The sequence below is a fragment of the Streptococcus parasanguinis genome, from assembly GCF_016648855.1.
Classification (GTDB): Bacteria; Bacillota; Bacilli; order Lactobacillales; family Streptococcaceae; genus Streptococcus; species Streptococcus parasanguinis_L.
On sequence record NZ_JACLQU010000004.1, the window covers coordinates 57,336 to 74,919 of the forward strand.

Sequence of the window (17,584 nt, forward strand, 5' to 3'; positions counted from 1 at the left end):
GAAAAACTCTTTCTCTTAAAAATTCTTAGTAAAGTCCCGGTGCTTAGCAACGGCCTCTTTCAATTCTTCCAAGTTATCGGATGAGAATTTTTCAAGCACTTCTGTAGCAAGGACCGTTGCGACCACTGCTTCCATCACGACACCTGCAGCCGGTAGAGCCGTTGGATCACTACGCTCAACTGTTGCCTTATAAGGCTCATGGGTTTCGATATCCACACTCATCAAGGGTTTGTAAAGCGTTGGAATAGGCTTCATGACGCCACGAACCAGAATCGGCTCACCGTTGGTTATGCCCCCTTCAAAACCACCAAGATTATTAGTACGACGGGTATAGCCAGCTTCTTCAGACCAGATGATTTCATCCATGACTTGACTACCTTTTAGGCGACCTGCTTCAAAACCAAGACCGAACTCCACTCCCTTAAAGGCATTGATAGAGATCACTCCTTGAGCGATTTTGGCATCCAATTTCTTGTCCCATTGCACGTAGGATCCTAGTCCAACAGGCACACCGCCAACCAAGGTCTCCACAATTCCCCCGATGGTATCACCATCTTTTTTCACCTGGTCAATGTAAGCCTTAACGGCTTCTTCTTGTTCTGGGACAACAATCGAAACTTCCGACTTAGTTGCCTTTTCCTTGATTTCTGAAACGGTTAGATTCTCGGGAATTGCAATCTCGATTCCCCCAAAATTGACAATGTGGCTGGCCACTTCCACGCCAATCTCTTCTAAAATCCGTTTAGCAACTGCACCAACAGCTACACGCATGGTCGTCTCACGGGCAGAAGAACGTTCGAGCGAATTACGGAGATCGTCAAAACGGTATTTGATTCCTCCAACTAGGTCAGCATGGCCAGGACGTGGCTTGGTGATCTTGCGCAGATCTTTCTTTTTCTCTTCGACCGGTGCTACATTCATGATCTCCAGCCATTTTTGGTGATCCAGATTGGTCACGTTCAGAGTAATCGGACCTCCCATGGTCAAGCCATGACGGACCCCTGATGTGATCTCAACACGGTCACTCTCGATTTTCATCCGAGCCCCACGACCATATCCACCTTGTCGACGTTTGAGCTCTTTATTAATATCCTCTTCAGATAAAGGAAGTCCTGCCGGGACCCCCTCGATGATGGCTGTTAATCGAGGACCATGGGACTCTCCTGCTGTTAAATATCTCATACGACCTTATTCCTTTCTTTCTAAAAAGTCCTTCATTTCTTGAAGAGGGATTTGATGAATCGCAGCTTGCCCCAACTCTGGAACAATCACTAATTTCAAGCTAGTCCCACGCGCTTTTTTGTCATGGGTCAAGGCTTGATAAAGGGCTTCTTTATCCCAGTTCTCATAGGCCACCGGAAGTCCAAATTTCCGACACATTTCTTCGATTTGTTGGCTGACTCCCTTTGGCATCAAGCCCTTTTCTTCTGCAACTCGTGACAGCTGCACCATGCCCATACTAACGGCTTCCCCATGCATGACCTGTCCATAACCCGCTGTCGCTTCAATGGCATGACCAATGGTATGCCCAAAATTGAGATACAGTCGAATACCATTGTCCAGCTCATCAGCCACCACATGGTTTCGCTTCACCAGACAAGAATGAGAAATAATGCTCTCTGCATGCTCTAAAATACTTTGGACAGAGCCATCCATAGCTTCCAATTCTTGCCAAAGTTCCGTATCTTGGATGAGGCCGTACTTGATGACTTCCCCCATTCCTTCGATTAATTCACGGTGTCCCAAAGTACTCAACACTTCAGGATCAATGAACACACCGTCCGGTTGGGCAAAGGTGCCCACCATGTTTTTGGCAAACGCTGTGTTGACTCCAGTCTTTCCACCGATAGAAGAGTCCACCTGGGCGGTCAAGCTAGTCGGAATCTGAACAAAGGAAATTCCCCGCATATAAGTCGAGGCCGCAAAGCCAGCCAAATCACCGACTACGCCACCCCCAAGAGCAACGATCCCATCACTACGTGTCATGCCCTGGGTAGCCAAAAATTCGTAGACTTTCGAAACAGTCGTAAGATTCTTACTGGCTTCTCCTTGAAGAAACTCAAAGCGCACCACTTGAAAACCTGCTTTCTCAAGGCTCTTCTCTACCATAGCTGCATATAGCTTAGCCACGCGGTTATCTGAAATGATCGCGACTTTTTTATCGCCCCAAAGTGTGCGCAACCAGTCTCCAACCTGATTGAGACCACCTCTTTCAATTACAATCTCATAGGAATGTCCTGGAATAGGTACCGATACGTTCATAGGAATCTCCTTCGTGTTATTCTTTCATTCTATCTTATCATGAAATAGGGCACATGTCTCAAACAAAATGAAAAAGAGACTAGAGCAAGACTGTTTTTTAAAAATCAGTTCTTTTTCTAATCTCATAAGGCTTATTCAATCGTGATAAGATAACAAACTCTCTTAATCACATACAAATTGTTGATATTCTGTTGTCAATGCTTCCCATACAGACTCTGTAGGAAATACTTTCCCAGTCATCAATTCAAAGGCTGCCTCAGCTTGATAAAAGAGCATTCCTAGCCCATTTACCCTCTGGTTTCCTTGATTCACTGCTAATTGCAGAAAGGGGGTCACTGCTGGATAGTAGGCCATCTCTACGATTAAGGCATGTGGGGGAAAGGTCAAGTGACTCGCTATCGGAAGGGACTCACTATCCATGCCTACACCAGTCGCATTTAAGATGAGATCGGCTTGATGAAAGGAGCTTTGAACGTCTTCATTTTTCTCAATCGCATACAATTCTATCAAAAAATCAAAGCCATCTTCAATCAACTGAACGATTGAACGATAATGAACCAATCTCTCCTCTCTCACAAAGACAAGGATACGTTTCACACCTAGATGAATCGCCTGTGCAATAATCGCTAAAGCTGCACCACCTGCACCTAAGAGAACCATTGTTTTTCCCTTAATAGAGAAAGCAGGAGGTAAACTACGAAAGAAACCTATCCCATCTGTATTATAGCCTTTAAGCTTACCATCGCGGTGAACGATAGTATTGACAGAACCGATCTTTCGGGCCATCTCATCCACTTCATCTAAGTAAGGAAAGACCTTCTGCTTGTAGGGCATGGAGATATTGGCCCCAATCATATCCAACTTACGAATTTGGCTGATGGTGCTTTCTAAGTCTTCTTCAGCAATATCCCAAGCTAGATAAGCAGCATTGGTCGCTGTTAGTTCATAAGCAAGATTATGGATAAAGGGGGAGATACTATGGCGGATAGGATGGGCAATGACTGCTGCCATCCGAGTGTAGCCATCAATCTTCATTTAATAATTCCCGAATTCTTCGCATATTTTCAAGAGGGATTTGACCAGGCGCACTTCCTTCTCCGACTCTAGCATAAGACCAGGAAGAGCCTGTCAAATCAGCTGTCAAGCGTGAAATCTTCCCGACCTTACCCATAGAAATCGTTACATATTCTTGCTCAGGATTGAGTGTCTTAAAACCACGCGTATAATTCATCAAATCAAGGACATCTTGTTCATTGTGGGCCATGACAGATACTTTGACTAATTTTGGAGAAAAGCTGGTCAATTCCGATAAGATCTCCATCATATTTTCCGGAGTTTCTTGGAAGTTATGGTAGCTGAGAACAAGATTTGAAAATTCCAACATATCTTCAAAGACTTCACGGTGACTATAATACTCGAAATCGATATAATCCGGATGATAGATGGATTGAATATCTTTCAGGATCCCAACATATTCTTCATTAGTCAGCTCCATCTCTCCACCTTCAGCTCGAGTCCGCAAGGTGAATAAAATCTCGCGTCCAGCAAATTTCTCAAAAACTGCAGGAGCGACGGTTAAGATCTCGCTTTTTTCTAAAAAGTCCGCACGCCACTCAATAACATCTGCATCCTCGTAACGCGAACTATCTAGTTGTTGCGCCTCTTCTAAGGAGCGAGGCATAATCGAAACAACTAATTTCATACATCCACCCTAATCGTAAATACTTTTAAGTAATTACTACTTTCTTCTTTCTTGTTCCATCGAAAATCTCCCGGAAGTCCGTATTCCGCTAGATAGCGATGCTTACGGCCTTGAAATCCCTTTTCGATTTGTTTTTTAAATTTTTCTTTGGTCACATTTGCCGCATTGGTACTGAGAATCAAGATCCCACCTGGATTTAAAATCTCGAGGGCCTCGCTGACCAATCGATGGTAATCTTTAGCGACTGAAAAGGTCCGTTTTTTATTCCGCGCAAAGCTAGGCGGATCGAGTACGATCACATCATAGCTTAGCTCATGGCGTTTGGCATATTTGTAATAATCAAAGACATCCATCACGACAAAACGATGAGCATCTAGCGCCAAGCCATTTGCCACAAAATGCGCTTCTGATAATTCTCTACTTCTCTTAGCCAGATCGACCGAAGTCGTCTCTACTGCTCCGCCCATGGCAGCTGCAACAGAAAAAGCAGCTGTATAAGAGAACATATTGAGCAAGGACTTACCAGCAGCGAGCCCCTCCACTAAACTTCCTCGGACTTCATGCTGGTCCAAAAAGATCCCCGTCATCAAGCCATCATTGAGAAAGACTTGGTAAGAGACCCCATTTTCAAGAATCAAAAATTCTTGCGGAGCTTCTTCTCCATAGACATGAGCCGATTCATAGTCCAAGCCTTTAAAGCGAATCTTTTCATAGCCACCTCGGACTTCTGAAAAAGCTTCTTGAAAGGCTGCTAGAATGGTTTCCTTAATCTGAAATACGAAGGGATTGTACCAAGAAAAAACAACAAACTCACCATATAAGTCAACCGTAAAGCCACCAAAACCATCTCCATCTTGGTTAAAGAGACGAAAGGCCGTCGTCGTTTCATCCGCATAATAAGAACGACGGTATTGCTTGGCTTTGATGAAAAGCTTTTTAAAAAAGTCTTGATCAAAAGCGACCAACTCTTGTGAAACAAACCATCCAATCCCTTTATTTTGTTCAGATAAGTATCCGACTCCTAGGGATTTTCCATCTCCTGAAAGCAATTGAACCTCTTGATTCAAAGCAGGAAGTGACTCAAAATCTTGCTTTTCAAGAAGGGATTGTCCTTGTTTGATTTTTGTTGCGACTTGGCGACTGACTGTGAGTTTTTTCATATCCTCTATTATAGCAAAAGTCTGCAGTTTTCACAAAGAGAGGCTTTATTTACTGGAACTTTTTTTACCGTTTTATCCTAGCTTTCATCATTTAGCTTCAAATGATATAAAATGCCGGATCTTTCCTATTTCTTTCCTCTCCTTTACAGTCATTTTTTTCTTTCTCCATAAAATTGTGGTATACTTGTATATGAAAATTTTTAGGAAATAAGACAAGGAAGTAACATTTTGTGAAAAAAATTACGAATTCGATACTCAATTTCATGAGTACCAGACTAGGATTTGTCTTGACCCTTCTGTTGCTCTACTGGTTCAAAACCATGTGGGCCTATTCAGTTGATTTTAATTTAGACATTCAGGGACCGTATCAGATTTTTCTAGCAGTGATCAACCCATTGCCGATCAGTCTGCTCTTCATTGGTCTTGCACTTTATATCAAACGAACCAAGCTCTTTTATAGTTTGGCCTTTGGGATCTACCTTCTCTTATTTATTTGGTTGATTTCCAACTCCATCTATTATCGAGAGTTTACAGACTTCGTAACGGTCAATACCATGTTGGCTTCCAGCAAGGTTTCTGCCGGTCTCGGAGCTGCTGCTTTAGAATTGTTCCGACCTTGGGATGTGATCTACATTCTAGATTTCCCTATTCTAGCTTTCTTCTTCTTTAAGAAATGGATTCGAATGGACAATCGTCCCTTCAATAAACGAGCTAGTTTTGCGGTTACCTCTTTATCGGCTATGCTCTTTTCGGCCAACCTTTTCCTTGCAGAAATTGACCGACCTGAGCTCTTGACTCGTGGGTTCTCAAACTACTATGTCGTTCGTGCCCTAGGCTTACCAGCCTTTCTGGGGTATAGCGCTAATCAGACCTATGCTGCCAACAAAGAACGTTCCAAAGCCTCCGAAGCAGATTTAAAACCGGTGGAAGAATATATCCAACAGCATTATGCCAAGCCTAATCCTGAGTACTTTGGAATGGCCAAAGGCCGTAACGTCATCTACATTCACTTGGAAAGTTTCCAACAATTCTTGATCGATTACAAGTTGAAAGTAGACGATAAAGAATATGAAGTGACACCTTTCTTAAACTCACTTTACCACTCGAAGGAAACCTTTGCCTTTTCAAACGTCTTTAACCAAGTCAAGGCAGGGAAAACGTCCGATGCTGAGACCATGATTGAAACAGGCCTCTTCGGACTCAACCAAGGTTCCTTTATGGTGAACTATGGTGGAACCAATACCCAACAGGCTGCACCATTTATTCTTTCAAAAAATGGTTACAACTCGAGCGCTGTTTTCCACGGGAATGCTGGAAGTTTCTGGAACCGAAATACCGCCTATAAACAATGGGGCTACAATTACTTCTTTGATGCCAGCTACTTCACCAAACAAAACAGCAGCAATTCCTTCCAGTATGGTCTTAATGACAAATACATGCTCAAGGATTCCATCAAATACCTAGAAAGATTGCAACAGCCTTTCTATACTAAGTTCATTACGGTTTCCAACCACTATCCTTATACGACCAGCTTGTCGGGAGATGATCTTGGATTCCCACTAGCTAAAACACAGGACGAAACCATCAATGGCTACTTTGCGACCGCTAACTACCTAGATTCTTCGATCAAGGCCTTCTTTGATTACCTGAAAGAATCTGGTCTTTACAAAAATTCCATCATCGTTCTCTATGGGGACCACTACGGAATTTCAAACTCCCGCAACCCAGCTCTTGCTCCTCTACTTGGTAAGAACTCTGAAACGTGGTCAAGCTATGATAATGCCATGTTGCAACGCGTACCTTATATGGTAGTCATTCCAGGTATGGATAAGGGTGGCATCATTGATACCTATGGTGGCGAAATTGATATGCTCCCAACCTTGGAACATTTGTTAGGTATTGAATCCAACAAATTCCTCCAAGTTGGTCAAGATATGCTCTCACCAGAACATGATCAAATCGTCGCCTTCCGCTCCGCTAACTACTTTGTTACTCCAGAGTATACGAGCTATAGTGGCCGGACCTATTACACCAAAACAGGTGAGGAAATCACGAACCCAGACGAAAAAACCAAGGAAGAACTGGACAAGATCAGGGAAGCTGCTAACCTGCAATTGAAGATTAGCGATAGCATCCAGACCGGTGATCTCCTTCGCTTCTTCAAGGGCAATGATCTTGGAAAAGTCGATCCAGAAGATTATTCCTACACCAATTCCTTCAAAGCATTGAAGAAGATTGAAAAGGAAAAAGGTGACAAATCAACCAGCCTTTATAACCAACGTGGCAACCAGTCCACCGTTGATCTCTTCAAGGCACCAACTTATAAAGAATTGCACCCAGAAGACGATAGTTCTTCCTCAACAGAGACCAGTAGCAGTTCTTCTAAATAAAGAGAATCCCTGAGTTTTCAAACTCAGGGATTTTGTGATTTCTTTAAAAAGAACTTAGTCTAGGACTTCAAAAACAGAAGCTGTTAAATTCTCCACGTAGAATGGTCGTTTATGACGACTATTCCCAACCATCAATGTCAATTTATTTGAATTTTGGAGGTAATATGGAAGCCCGCTGACGTTGAAGATGACCAAGTACTTCTTGTCTCCTGTTAGTTCATAGATGACAAGACCGCTGGTATCAGTTGCAGATTGGATAAAGACTTGTTGATAGATTTTATCATAGCTTTCAAGCTCTAAGACAGGAAGACTTGTCTTCAAATTGATCAAGCTTCGGATATAGGCAATTGATTCCTTGTTTTGACTGACCAGATCCCAATTGACCTGATTCACAAAATCTGGAGCATTGTAGGAATTCATGGCCCGTTCACGATCCAAAGGGGTGATCTCACCATCAGGACCTGTCGCTACCAATTTAGTCCTCATGAACTCTTGACCCAATTGCATAAAGGTCATGCCCTGGAAGAGCAGATTCATGGCTGTAGCAAACTCTGAGCGCTTGACCAAGCCTGCTACTTCTTCATTCGGATGAAGGGTCTGAAGCAAGTCATAAAGATTATAATTATCGTGAGCTTCCACATAATTCAAGACCTGATTGGGACTTAAATAATTGCCAAGCTCCGCACTACCTAAAGCAGCACGTGCAACGATATTCTCCGTCGATTTTCGACTGACGAAGCCACGTTTGATGGAACCATAAACCTCAGCCCCTTTAATGGCATCGCGCTCCGTATCATTAAAGAAACCAATTCGAGGCAATTGCGCTGCATTGTCTTTCTTAGCCTTGTCTTCTGGTGCGAGACCTGTCCCCATGTCCCAGCCTTCTCCGTAAAGAAGAATGCGAGGATCTAGAGCATCCATAGCCTCCCGAATAGCATTCATCGTCCTTACATCATGAATGCCCATCAAATCAAAGCGGAAGCCATCGATCTGGTACTCCTTGACCCAGTGTGTGAGGGAATCAATCATGTACTTGCGGTACATTTCATGCTCACTAGCTGTTTCATTACCGACACCTGTCCCATTTTGGAAGCGACCATCTGGCTCCATCCGGTAATAATAATCGGGTACTGTATTTTGGAAAGGACCATGCTCGGTCGAGTAGATATGATTGTAGACCACATCCATGACCACAGAAATTCCTGCCTCATGATAAGCCCGGATCATGGTTTTGAGCTCTTTCATGGTTTGTTTGGGATTGGATGGATCCGTTGAAAAACTGGTTTCTGGTGCAGAATGATTCTGAACGTCGTAACCCCAATTGTAGGTCACACGGCCTTCTTCGTCGTACTGTTTAAAGCGATCAGAAATGGGCTGCAGTTGCACGACATTGACTCCTAACTGACGGATATAATCAAAGGCAGTTGCATCACCATGGCTATTGACGGTTCCTTCTTGGCAAGCGCCCAGATAGGTTCCACGCAAAGACTCGTCCACACCTGAAGTCGGTGATTTGGTCAAATCTCGAAGGTGCATCTCATAAATCACTGCTTGACAAGGATTGTCCAAGCGCCAAGGAGTCGCATCGGCTCCTTTTTTAGGACCCCAATCAAACTGACGATCTGCTCTTGAAAGAATGGCAGTGCGCATCCCGTCCGCTGTCGTTGCAATGCTATAAGGATCGCTCGTCACTTGAGTATGGTGTTCAAAATTCACACGATATTGATAAGCCATGCCACTTAAATTTCCTAGAAAATCTAAAATCCAAACACCTTGGGTGTTTTCTGGGTGGTAGCTAGACTCTTGTTTGCCACGCGTCATCGGCATGCTCTTCCAGATAGGCGCATCCAGCTCGGTTGATTGATAGAGCAACAATTCAACTTTCTTGGCAGTAGGTGCCCATAGTTTAAAGCAATGCTCCCCTTCTTCCTCCCGATGACCGAGCCATCCTTGATACGCCCATTTAGCATCAAACTCTCTAGGGTGCATCGCCATATCGTAGGCATGAGGCTGACGATGGCTGTATGCATGACTCGTCAAAGCAGCTTGCAAAGAATAATAGACTGTATCGTCTCCATCAAGAATCCACACTTCTCGAACATGCCCTTCTGGTAAGAGTTCGATTTCAAAATCACGGGTTTTGGTGAGCCAATCTCCTTCTTTAACCAAGACATGACCCCGGCTCAAGGCATCCTCACTCTCGTATACCAGATTTCCCTCTACTCCAAAATAATCCAACTTGGAGAAAGAGACTGATTTTCCTTCTACTTGATCCTGCCATTGCCACATATCATAGGCAAAATAATTTCCTTTTTGCTTATGAAAATGAAGCTTTACATGGTATTGTCGCATAACATTTTCCTATTTCCAATTTGATACCGAAGGAACCATTCGCTCGTGAAACACGTATATGGTTCCAACTATTTGTTTTTATTCTTCAGATGTATGAACCAATGCATCGTTGTTGATTTCATCAATATTCGCAAAGAATTCCAAGTGATTATGAAAGACTTCCAATTCAACTGGAGTATCTCCCCCATATTCGCCATCTAGATTGATGCGGAATGGTTGAGCATTTTTCCCTAACATTTCGATCGACAACTTCTTGGTCTTGAGATATTCTACATTTTCATCGTGCACATGCTTGCCTCCATTAATGGCCTGAATCATCAAGGACAACATGTTAAAGAGCTTAGCAGTTTTTACGATAATCAAGGTGAAGTTTCCATCATCGAGCTTAGCATCTGGTGCGACACTTTCAAAACCAGCAATGGAGTTGGTCAAGGCCACGAAAATCATAGACGCTGGCCCTTCAAAGACATCATTGTCATGCTCAATCCGCACCTTACGAGCCTTGTTTCGCGGCAACATTTTAGCAGCTTCTGCCACATAGGCAAAGTAACCCAAGCGAGATTTAACACTACTTGGAACACTGAAGGTCAATTCTGTCATGGTTCCTGCTGCAGCAATGTTGATGAAATACTTGCTGCCATAGGCACGACCAATATCCATCTGAATGGTTTGGTTTTTTTCTATAATGCGGGCAGCTGCCACAGGATCTCCCATCGGGATCTTCAAGGCACGCGCATAGTCATTGGTGGTACCGGTCGGGATAAAGGCCATCTGCGGACGATTTTCCAGACCTGCAACCCCATTGACCACTTCGTTAATCGTACCATCTCCACCAGCAGCAATGATTAAATCAAAGCCTGCTTTTGCGGCTCTTTCTGCTTCATTTTGGGCAGAAAATGGTTCTGGAGTCGTTTGATAAGCGCTGGTTTCATAGCCCACGTCTTCGAGTACGTCCAAGACTTCCGCAATATTTTTCTTGATAATTTCTTGCCCAGAGGTCGGATTATAAATTAAACGGGCTTTTTTGATTCGTTCTACCATAAAGATCCTCTATAAACTTTCAAGCCAGGCCTCATCTTCTACCTGGATTCCTAATTCTTGTGCTTTGGTTAACTTGCTACCAGCGTCACTACCAGCAACGACCAAATCTGTTTTTTTGGAAACCGATCCAGTCACCTTAGCGCCCAGACTTTCTAATTTTGCCTTGGCTTCTGAACGCGTGAGTCGCTCTAGCTTCCCAGTCAAAACGACTGTCATTCCTGATAGGGCCGCATCAGCAGCGACTTTCTCACCAAGATAGTCCATATTGACGCCAGCTTCTTTAAGCTCTTGCAATAGGCGCTTGGATCCTTCTTGTGCGAAATAACGCTTGAGGCTTTCAGCCACGACCATACCGAGACTGTCAATGCTGGCAATTCGTTCTGGATCAGCTGTAGCCAATTGATCGAGGTCATGGAATTCTTGGAGCAAGATTTGACTAACCTTGCTACCGACATGGCGGATCCCCAAACCAAAGAGTAATTTCTCAGCTGAATTCTCTTTTGAAGCTTGAATGGCTTCATAGAGTTTTTCAGCAGATTTTTCTTTAAAGCCTTCTAAGGTCAATAGATCCTCGACTGTCAGACGATAGATCCCAGCTACATCCTCTACCAACTGAGCGGCGAAGAGTTTCTCTACAACAGCTGGACCCAAGCCTGTGATATTCATAGCATCCCGACTGGCAAAGTGGCTCAATCCTTCCTTAATCTGTGCTGGACAGAGCGGATTGATACAGCGAAGGGCTACCTCATCCTCGAAATGAAGCAACTCACTCTGGCAGCTTGGACAATGAGTTGGAATGGCTAATGCTTGATCAGAGACTCGCTTATCTTTAACAACACGCAAGACCGCAGGAATGATATCACCCGCCTTGTAGACGATGACGGTATCATCCTGATGAATATCCTTTTCAGCAATATAGTCCACATTGTGCAAGGTTGCCCGACTAACGGTAGTTCCTGCTAGCTGGACTGGAGTTAAATTGGCAGTTGGCGTCACAACACCGGTCCGTCCAACCGTCCAATCCACCGATAAGATTTTCGCTTCTTTTTCTTCAGCTGGAAACTTATAGGCGACAGCCCATTTAGGAGCTTTTACGGTAAAGCCTAGTTCTTCTTGAACAGCTAGATCATTGACCTTGATGACAATCCCATCGATATCGTAGGGAAGATCCTCCCGAAGCTGAGCTACTTTTTGGATAAAGTCCCAAATTTGCTCCATATCTTCAGCCAGCACTCGCTCTTGGTTCACAACAAACCCTAAGCGGGCTAATTTCTCAAGCACGCCTTCCTGACTACTTTGATCGGTCGGACTCACTTCTTGATACAAGAAGGTGGCGAGATTTCGCTTGGCCACGATTTTCGTATCCAATTGGCGAAGCGTTCCTGCAGCAGCATTCCGCGGATTAGCAAACTCCGGCTCACCGTTTTCTTGACGGATCTGATTGACCCGATCAAAGGAAGCCCGTGGCATGTAGCACTCGCCTCGAACCGTGATGTTCACTGGCTCTGGTAACACCAACGGAATGTCCTTGACCCGTTTGAGGTTCTCTGTAATATCCTCACCGACTGAACCATCTCCACGTGTTGCCCCCGTTACGAGGACTCCATTTTCATAGGTGAGGGAAATGGACAAGCCATCGATCTTCAGCTCACATACATAGCTGATGGAAGGAAATTCCTTACGGACACGCTGATCAAAGGCTTCTAATTCTTCACGCGAAAAAGCATCCTGCAAACTATAAAGGGGATACTGATGCTGGTATTTGGTAAAGCCTTTTAAAACCACCCCACCTACACGGTGAGTTGGACTCTCTGGTAAGATCTCATCAGGATGAGCGGTTTCTAGTTCCACCAACTCCCGATATAATTGATCATATTCACTATCTGAAACAGATGGAGCGTCTTTTGTGTAATACTCGTAAGCATATCGATTGAGTAATTCCACTAATTCTTTCATTCTGGTTTTCATGTTCTTATTTTATCATAAAATCTTAATTTAGCCTTGAATTTACTGCATTCTTAGCATTAAAAAAAGGGGCTGGGACAAAAGTCCTAGCCTCTCAATTATTTTTGGATTGTCGAGCAAGACGCAGCGGTTGAGTGGGCTCTACTACGCTGATTTCATCAGCTTTTACAGCCCTACTCAACTGTGCGGAGGTGGGACGACGAAATCGAATTCTAACGAATTACCGATTTCTGTCCCACTCTCTTCTTATTTTGTAAAATCGATCCGTTTAGAAAGTTGATTGATCACAATCGCTCCAAAAATCAAGGATGCGAATTCACCCAATCCCATAGTAAACCAGTTATAGAAGAATGGTTGGCCTTGAAGGTAGTATAGTTCCAAGGCAATCGTAAACATGGAGATGGAAAAGAAAATCGCAAACAAGAAATGGTCCAAGCGAATAAGACCGTCAAACAAGAACTTGTTTTTGAATCGACCAAATAGAATGAGTCCAAGTCCTAAGAAGACAAAGGTTGAACCTCCACCGACAAAGACATCGATCCATCCAAAACTAAATAAGTTTGCAATCATACAACCAAGCGTCACCGCAATCAAGTACTTCTTATTGTAAAAAGCTAAGAAATTCATCATTTCCGAAACACGGAATTGATAGCCATAGTAGGCCATAGCGTTGAGAGGTGGGGTAATGGTCAATACGATATAAATCGCAGCAACAATGGCAATTTGTGCCATATCACGAGCAGTTAACTGTTTCATCTATTCTCCTTTAGCGGTTTTCCCGCGTGTAATATGCTTGGCGAAAGGATCTTAAGCACCAAGGGTTGAAGGTTTGATTTCTTCAACCTTTCAAGTATAGCATATTTTGAGGTTTTATGGTAGACTGAATTTATGAAAACACTAATTAAAAAATTTTTTGATAATGAGATTTTATCCTATCTCTTTTTTGGAGTTGCCACAACCATTGTTTCCGTCGGAACCCGCCTCTTCATCTATCATGTGTCTCGTGACGAACGATTAGCGACCGCAATTGGAAACATTGCCGGGATCCTCTTTGCCTTTGCAACCAACGATACCATTGTCTTTAAACAAGAAAGAAAGGGCTGGTTTCAGCGCTTGATCCGATTTGCAATTGCGCGCTCTGGGACCTTTATTCTAGATATGGCCTTGACTGAGATTTTTGTCAAGCAGTTCCCAGGAATTATCGGGCAATTTGTCCACAATAACAAGAGCCAGATCAATCTGATTGAAACCCTCTTTGCACAAGTGGCCATTGTGGTCCTCAATTACGTCTTTAGTAAACTCTTTGTCTTTAAAAATAAAAACAAGGCTTGAAACGATTGTTTCAAGCCTTATTCTTTTAAACTTCTATACTTGCTTGCTCTGCACTTAATTGATAGATGGTGCCTTCAACCCCAAAATAATCCTTAGCTAGATCTTTCAATTCCTGCATGGCTGTTTGTGCCCGTTTGGCCTGCTCCTCGTTGATGGCTTCAATGACCAAAATAGCGTCCTTGGTATCTTCAGTTAGCATGGTTCTTTGAGCCTCACGCCAATTCAAACAACGACAAACGGCGCCTTCTTGGTCGTAGTAGATGATCTCCCCTTCCAAAGCTGGAGCATCTTCTTCAGCACCTAATGGAAAGAAAGGTTCGCCTCCTTTCGCTTGACCTAGAGAGAGTCCACCCACCAATTTATCCATATCTTCTCCCCCACAAGGAAGGGCATAAGCCATCGACACGCTATTGTAAAGATCCACCAAAGGATTAATCGGATAGAATTCACGTCCCTGGTGAACCCGTTTTAAGAGTGCTTCGATTGAAGATCGGGCTCCTTTTTTTGTTTTAAACTTGCTAAAAGCTTGGCGCCACTCTTGAACGAACTCACTCTGGGTATAGTTTTCTTCATCGATAAACTCCCATGCTCGCTTGGCATCCTTGTCCAACAATTCTTTGAAATAAGGATCCTTGGCTTCATCTACTGTATTATCAATACCATACAAGGACATCACTGTAATTCTAGCTGTTGGAAATAAATCCCAAAATGCTTGATCGACTGTCACTTTCATTGCTTTACCTCACTATAATTTCTTTTTTGACCTTTTTTGACTAGCTCCCAATCCAAGGTGATATTCTCACGAACTCGGATCAGATACTCCTCTAGCTGTGCGACTTCTTCTTTGGAAAATCCTTTTAAGGCAGTTTTTTCAGAGTAAAGATGCTCCCCTAAAATGAAGGGGTAAATCTGCTTACCTTTTTCAGTTAATTCCCATTCCTTGATTTTAAGATTTTCACCCCTTGGACGCTGTTGAATCAAGCCTCGTTCTTCTAGTTTTTTTACAGACCTTGCAACGGTGGATCGATCTACTTTCAAGACTTCAGAGAGTTCTTCCTGAATCATTCCAGGTTGCTCGGCAATTCGAACCAAGTAGAGGTATTGACCACGCGCCAGATCCAAATCTCGGAATTCAATATTTGCTATAGAATCCAGTGCTCTCGCAATGATGCCAATCTCACGCAAAATACTCATCTTACTCCTCCTTTCCTATTGACAATAGCATAACACATTTTTATTGCAAATGCAATAAAAATAGATAAGAAAAAAAGAGGCTGGGACAAAAGTCCTAGCCTCTCAATTATTTTTGAATTGTCGAGCAAGACGCAGTGGTTGAGTGGGCTCTACTACGCTGATTTCATCAGCTTTTACAGCCCTACTCAACTGTGCGGAGGTGGGACGACGAAATCGAATTCTAACGAATTACCGATTTCTGTCCCACTCTCCCTTATTCCTTTTTTTCTTTTTTTATCAAGCGTAACCGAAGCTTTAATTTTTGTGAAACTTCTCTATGCCGAAAGTCCACTTCTTCTGATTTTAACTTAGAGACAATTTCTCCACTGCGCGTTTGGAACTTTGCTTCTCTAGCAAATTGGATACTGGCGTTTAAAATACAACCAATAATCATGATTTTTGCCACCAAGATAAACCAGAACATGATGACCGCTAGGACGACCGAACCGAAGAAACGAGCATCTAAGAAATGACTCACATAACGATCCACATATTTCCAAAAGATATTCAAGATCGCATACAGGACAGCAACAACAAAGGTCGCCCCTGGCAATACATATCTAAATTTCGGAATTTTGACATTTGGAAGGGTGTAATAGAGCAAGACCAGACTAACAAAAAGCAAGAGATAGATGGTCGGCTCTGTCAAATTCAGTAAGCGCACATAAATCGTCCGATCAAATGAAAAGGTCCGATAGAGATAGCGAACGATCATTTTCCCAAACATGGAAAGGATCAGCGAGAGTCCAAACAAGCCCTGCAAGGCAAAACTGATCAGGAAGCTAAAGAGTCGCCCCCAGATAATACCACGCTCTTTTTCCACCCCATAACTCTTGTTATAGGCTTTTTGGAGGTAGGCAATGCTCTGAGAGAAGATCCACAAAGCAGAAATAATCGAGAAACTCAGTAAGCCTGTCGAAGGTTTGGTCAAGACACTCGAAATCATCTGTGCCACTATTCGATATAAGGAGGCTGGCAAAACTTTCTGTAAGCTTAAAAGAATCTGAGTGGGACGAATATGAAAGTAGGGTAAAATATTGGCTGCAATCAGCATCAAAGGGAAAATGGAGATCAGCAAATAATAGGCAACTGCAATACTGGTGATATCAGACTCTGCACTCTGATAAAACCGCACGAAGCCCTTTATAAATGGCTGAGCCAGTACTTTTTGTAGGACCTTTTTCATTCGTCACCTCCCCATTTTTACTAAAAAAGAGCAAAGAGCGAAACCAGACACGTGCCTTCAGCTCCATTCTTTCCTCTCAATCTTTTAGTAAGTTCCTTCTTCACCTTGACTAGTTAGGATCACTGGACCATCTTTTGTAATCACAAATTGATGCTCGTATTGACAAGAAAGGCCACCGTCGAGGGTCTTGTGGGCCCAACCAGTTTCCATATCAGTATCAATCTCCCAAGTACCGGTATTGATCATTGGCTCAATCGTCAAGACCATCCCTTCACGCAAACGAAGACCGCGTCCAGCACGACCGTAATGCGGTACCATTGGTTCTTCATGCATGGTAGGGCCGACACCGTGGCCGACCAAGTCACGCACCACGCCATAGCCTTTGCTTTCTGCATACTCTTGAATCGCTGCGCCAATATCTCCCAAGCGATTGCCTACGACTGCTTTCTCAATTCCTTTGTAAAGACATTCTTTAGTCACGTCCATCAAATCTTTGACTTCTTGCGAAACATTTCCAACCGCATAAGCCCAGCAAGAGTCCGCCAAGCCACCAGTATAGGACTCCGTGTATTTCTTCACTTGGGCTACATTATCAAAATCTAATTTTGAAACATCCAGAACAGACTTGTCGAGTGGCTCAGATAAGACCATATCTACCTTGAGGAGATCACCATCTTTCAGGATAACATGACGGGGAAAGGCATGGGCAACTTCATCATTTAAACCGCAACAAGTCGCGTAAGGATAGTCCATGAGACTACCTTCTACACCGATCTGAAGCGGCAAGACATTGGCTTCTTTACAGCGACGACGGACATATTCTTCTACTTCCCATAGGTCAAGCCCTGGCTTGATCAAGTCACGTAATCCAATATGAATGCTGGCAAGGAAATCTCCTGCACGATCCATGGCTTCAATTTCACGTTGTGATTTTAATGTAATCATTGTCTCCTCATTTCTT

The 17,584-nt window shown here is 43.4% G+C and carries 15 protein-coding genes and 1 riboswitch; of the genes, 2 read left to right on the plus strand and 13 right to left on the minus strand.

Annotated elements, in window-relative coordinates:
• Positions 1-15: 15 nt before the first annotated feature.
• The 5 genes from aroC to H7T92_RS03965 form a co-directional block, all read right to left on the minus strand.
• A complete protein-coding gene (gene aroC / locus H7T92_RS03945; RefSeq protein ID WP_201037136.1) occupies positions 16-1,182 on the minus strand; it encodes a chorismate synthase in 1,167 nt (388 codons plus the stop codon).
• A 6-nt stretch (positions 1,183-1,188) separates the two neighbouring features.
• A complete protein-coding gene (aroB, locus tag H7T92_RS03950; protein ID WP_201037137.1) occupies positions 1,189-2,262 on the minus strand; it encodes a 3-dehydroquinate synthase in 1,074 nt (357 codons plus the stop codon).
• A gap of 162 nt (positions 2,263-2,424) precedes the next feature.
• Positions 2,425-3,297, minus strand: coding sequence for a shikimate dehydrogenase (aroE, locus tag H7T92_RS03955; RefSeq protein WP_201037138.1), 873 nt, complete (start codon positions 3,295-3,297; stop codon positions 2,425-2,427).
• Positions 3,287-3,964 carry a type I 3-dehydroquinate dehydratase gene (gene aroD / locus H7T92_RS03960; RefSeq protein ID WP_201037139.1) on the minus strand — a complete coding sequence of 226 codons (678 nt, stop codon included), beginning with the start codon at positions 3,962-3,964 and terminating at the stop codon, positions 3,287-3,289. The genes aroE and aroD overlap by 11 nt, the downstream gene beginning before the upstream one ends.
• Entirely contained in the window at positions 3,961-5,124 is a 1,164-nt protein-coding gene (locus H7T92_RS03965; RefSeq protein WP_201037140.1) for a class I SAM-dependent rRNA methyltransferase, read from the minus strand. Before H7T92_RS03965 ends, aroD begins: the two co-directional genes overlap by 4 nt.
• 230 nt (positions 5,125-5,354) lie before the next feature.
• Between H7T92_RS03965 and H7T92_RS03970 the strand changes: the two genes are divergently transcribed.
• Entirely contained in the window at positions 5,355-7,514 is a 2,160-nt protein-coding gene (locus H7T92_RS03970) for an LTA synthase family protein (protein ID WP_024055522.1), read from the plus strand.
• A gap of 54 nt (positions 7,515-7,568) precedes the next feature.
• Here the strand turns inward: H7T92_RS03970 and pulA are convergent, their stop codons facing one another.
• The 4 genes from pulA to H7T92_RS03990 all read right to left on the minus strand — a co-directional run bounded on the left by pulA (position 7,569) and on the right by H7T92_RS03990 (position 13,628).
• Positions 7,569-9,866 carry a type I pullulanase gene (pulA, locus tag H7T92_RS03975; RefSeq protein WP_201037141.1) on the minus strand — a complete coding sequence of 766 codons (2,298 nt, stop codon included), beginning with the start codon at positions 9,864-9,866 and terminating at the stop codon, positions 7,569-7,571.
• A 78-nt stretch (positions 9,867-9,944) separates the two neighbouring features.
• Positions 9,945-10,907: a diacylglycerol kinase family lipid kinase gene (locus H7T92_RS03980; RefSeq protein WP_201037142.1), complete on the minus strand. Its 963-nt coding sequence runs from the start codon at positions 10,905-10,907 to the stop codon at positions 9,945-9,947.
• A gap of 9 nt (positions 10,908-10,916) precedes the next feature.
• Entirely contained in the window at positions 10,917-12,875 is a 1,959-nt protein-coding gene (gene ligA, locus H7T92_RS03985; RefSeq protein ID WP_201037143.1) for an NAD-dependent DNA ligase LigA, read from the minus strand.
• Between the two features lie 243 nt (positions 12,876-13,118).
• A complete protein-coding gene (locus tag H7T92_RS03990; protein WP_201037144.1) occupies positions 13,119-13,628 on the minus strand; it encodes a QueT transporter family protein in 510 nt (169 codons plus the stop codon).
• Positions 13,626-13,732: riboswitch (PreQ1 riboswitch) on the minus strand. (Overlaps the previous gene by 3 nt.)
• A 28-nt stretch (positions 13,733-13,760) precedes the next feature.
• On the opposite strand from H7T92_RS03990, the gene H7T92_RS03995 reads away from it, so the two are divergent.
• Positions 13,761-14,204: a GtrA family protein gene (locus H7T92_RS03995; protein WP_021153029.1), complete on the plus strand. Its 444-nt coding sequence runs from the start codon at positions 13,761-13,763 to the stop codon at positions 14,202-14,204.
• 25 nt (positions 14,205-14,229) lie between these two features.
• Here H7T92_RS03995 and H7T92_RS04000 read toward each other — a convergent pair whose 3' ends face one another.
• The 4 genes from H7T92_RS04000 to H7T92_RS04015 form a co-directional block, all read right to left on the minus strand.
• Complete coding sequence (locus tag H7T92_RS04000) at positions 14,230-14,937, minus strand: B3/B4 domain-containing protein (RefSeq protein ID WP_201037145.1); 708 nt, start codon at positions 14,935-14,937, stop codon at positions 14,230-14,232.
• Positions 14,934-15,398 carry a MarR family winged helix-turn-helix transcriptional regulator gene (locus H7T92_RS04005; RefSeq protein ID WP_070660317.1) on the minus strand — a complete coding sequence of 155 codons (465 nt, stop codon included), beginning with the start codon at positions 15,396-15,398 and terminating at the stop codon, positions 14,934-14,936. Before H7T92_RS04005 ends, H7T92_RS04000 begins: the two co-directional genes overlap by 4 nt.
• A gap of 253 nt (positions 15,399-15,651) precedes the next feature.
• A complete protein-coding gene (locus tag H7T92_RS04010) occupies positions 15,652-16,623 on the minus strand; it encodes a YihY/virulence factor BrkB family protein (protein ID WP_201037146.1) in 972 nt (323 codons plus the stop codon).
• A gap of 84 nt (positions 16,624-16,707) precedes the next feature.
• The gene (locus H7T92_RS04015; protein ID WP_003015764.1) at positions 16,708-17,568 is read right to left on the minus strand and encodes a methionyl aminopeptidase; all 861 of its coding nucleotides are present in this window, start codon (positions 17,566-17,568) and stop codon (positions 16,708-16,710) included.
• Positions 17,569-17,584: the final 16 nt, after the last annotated feature.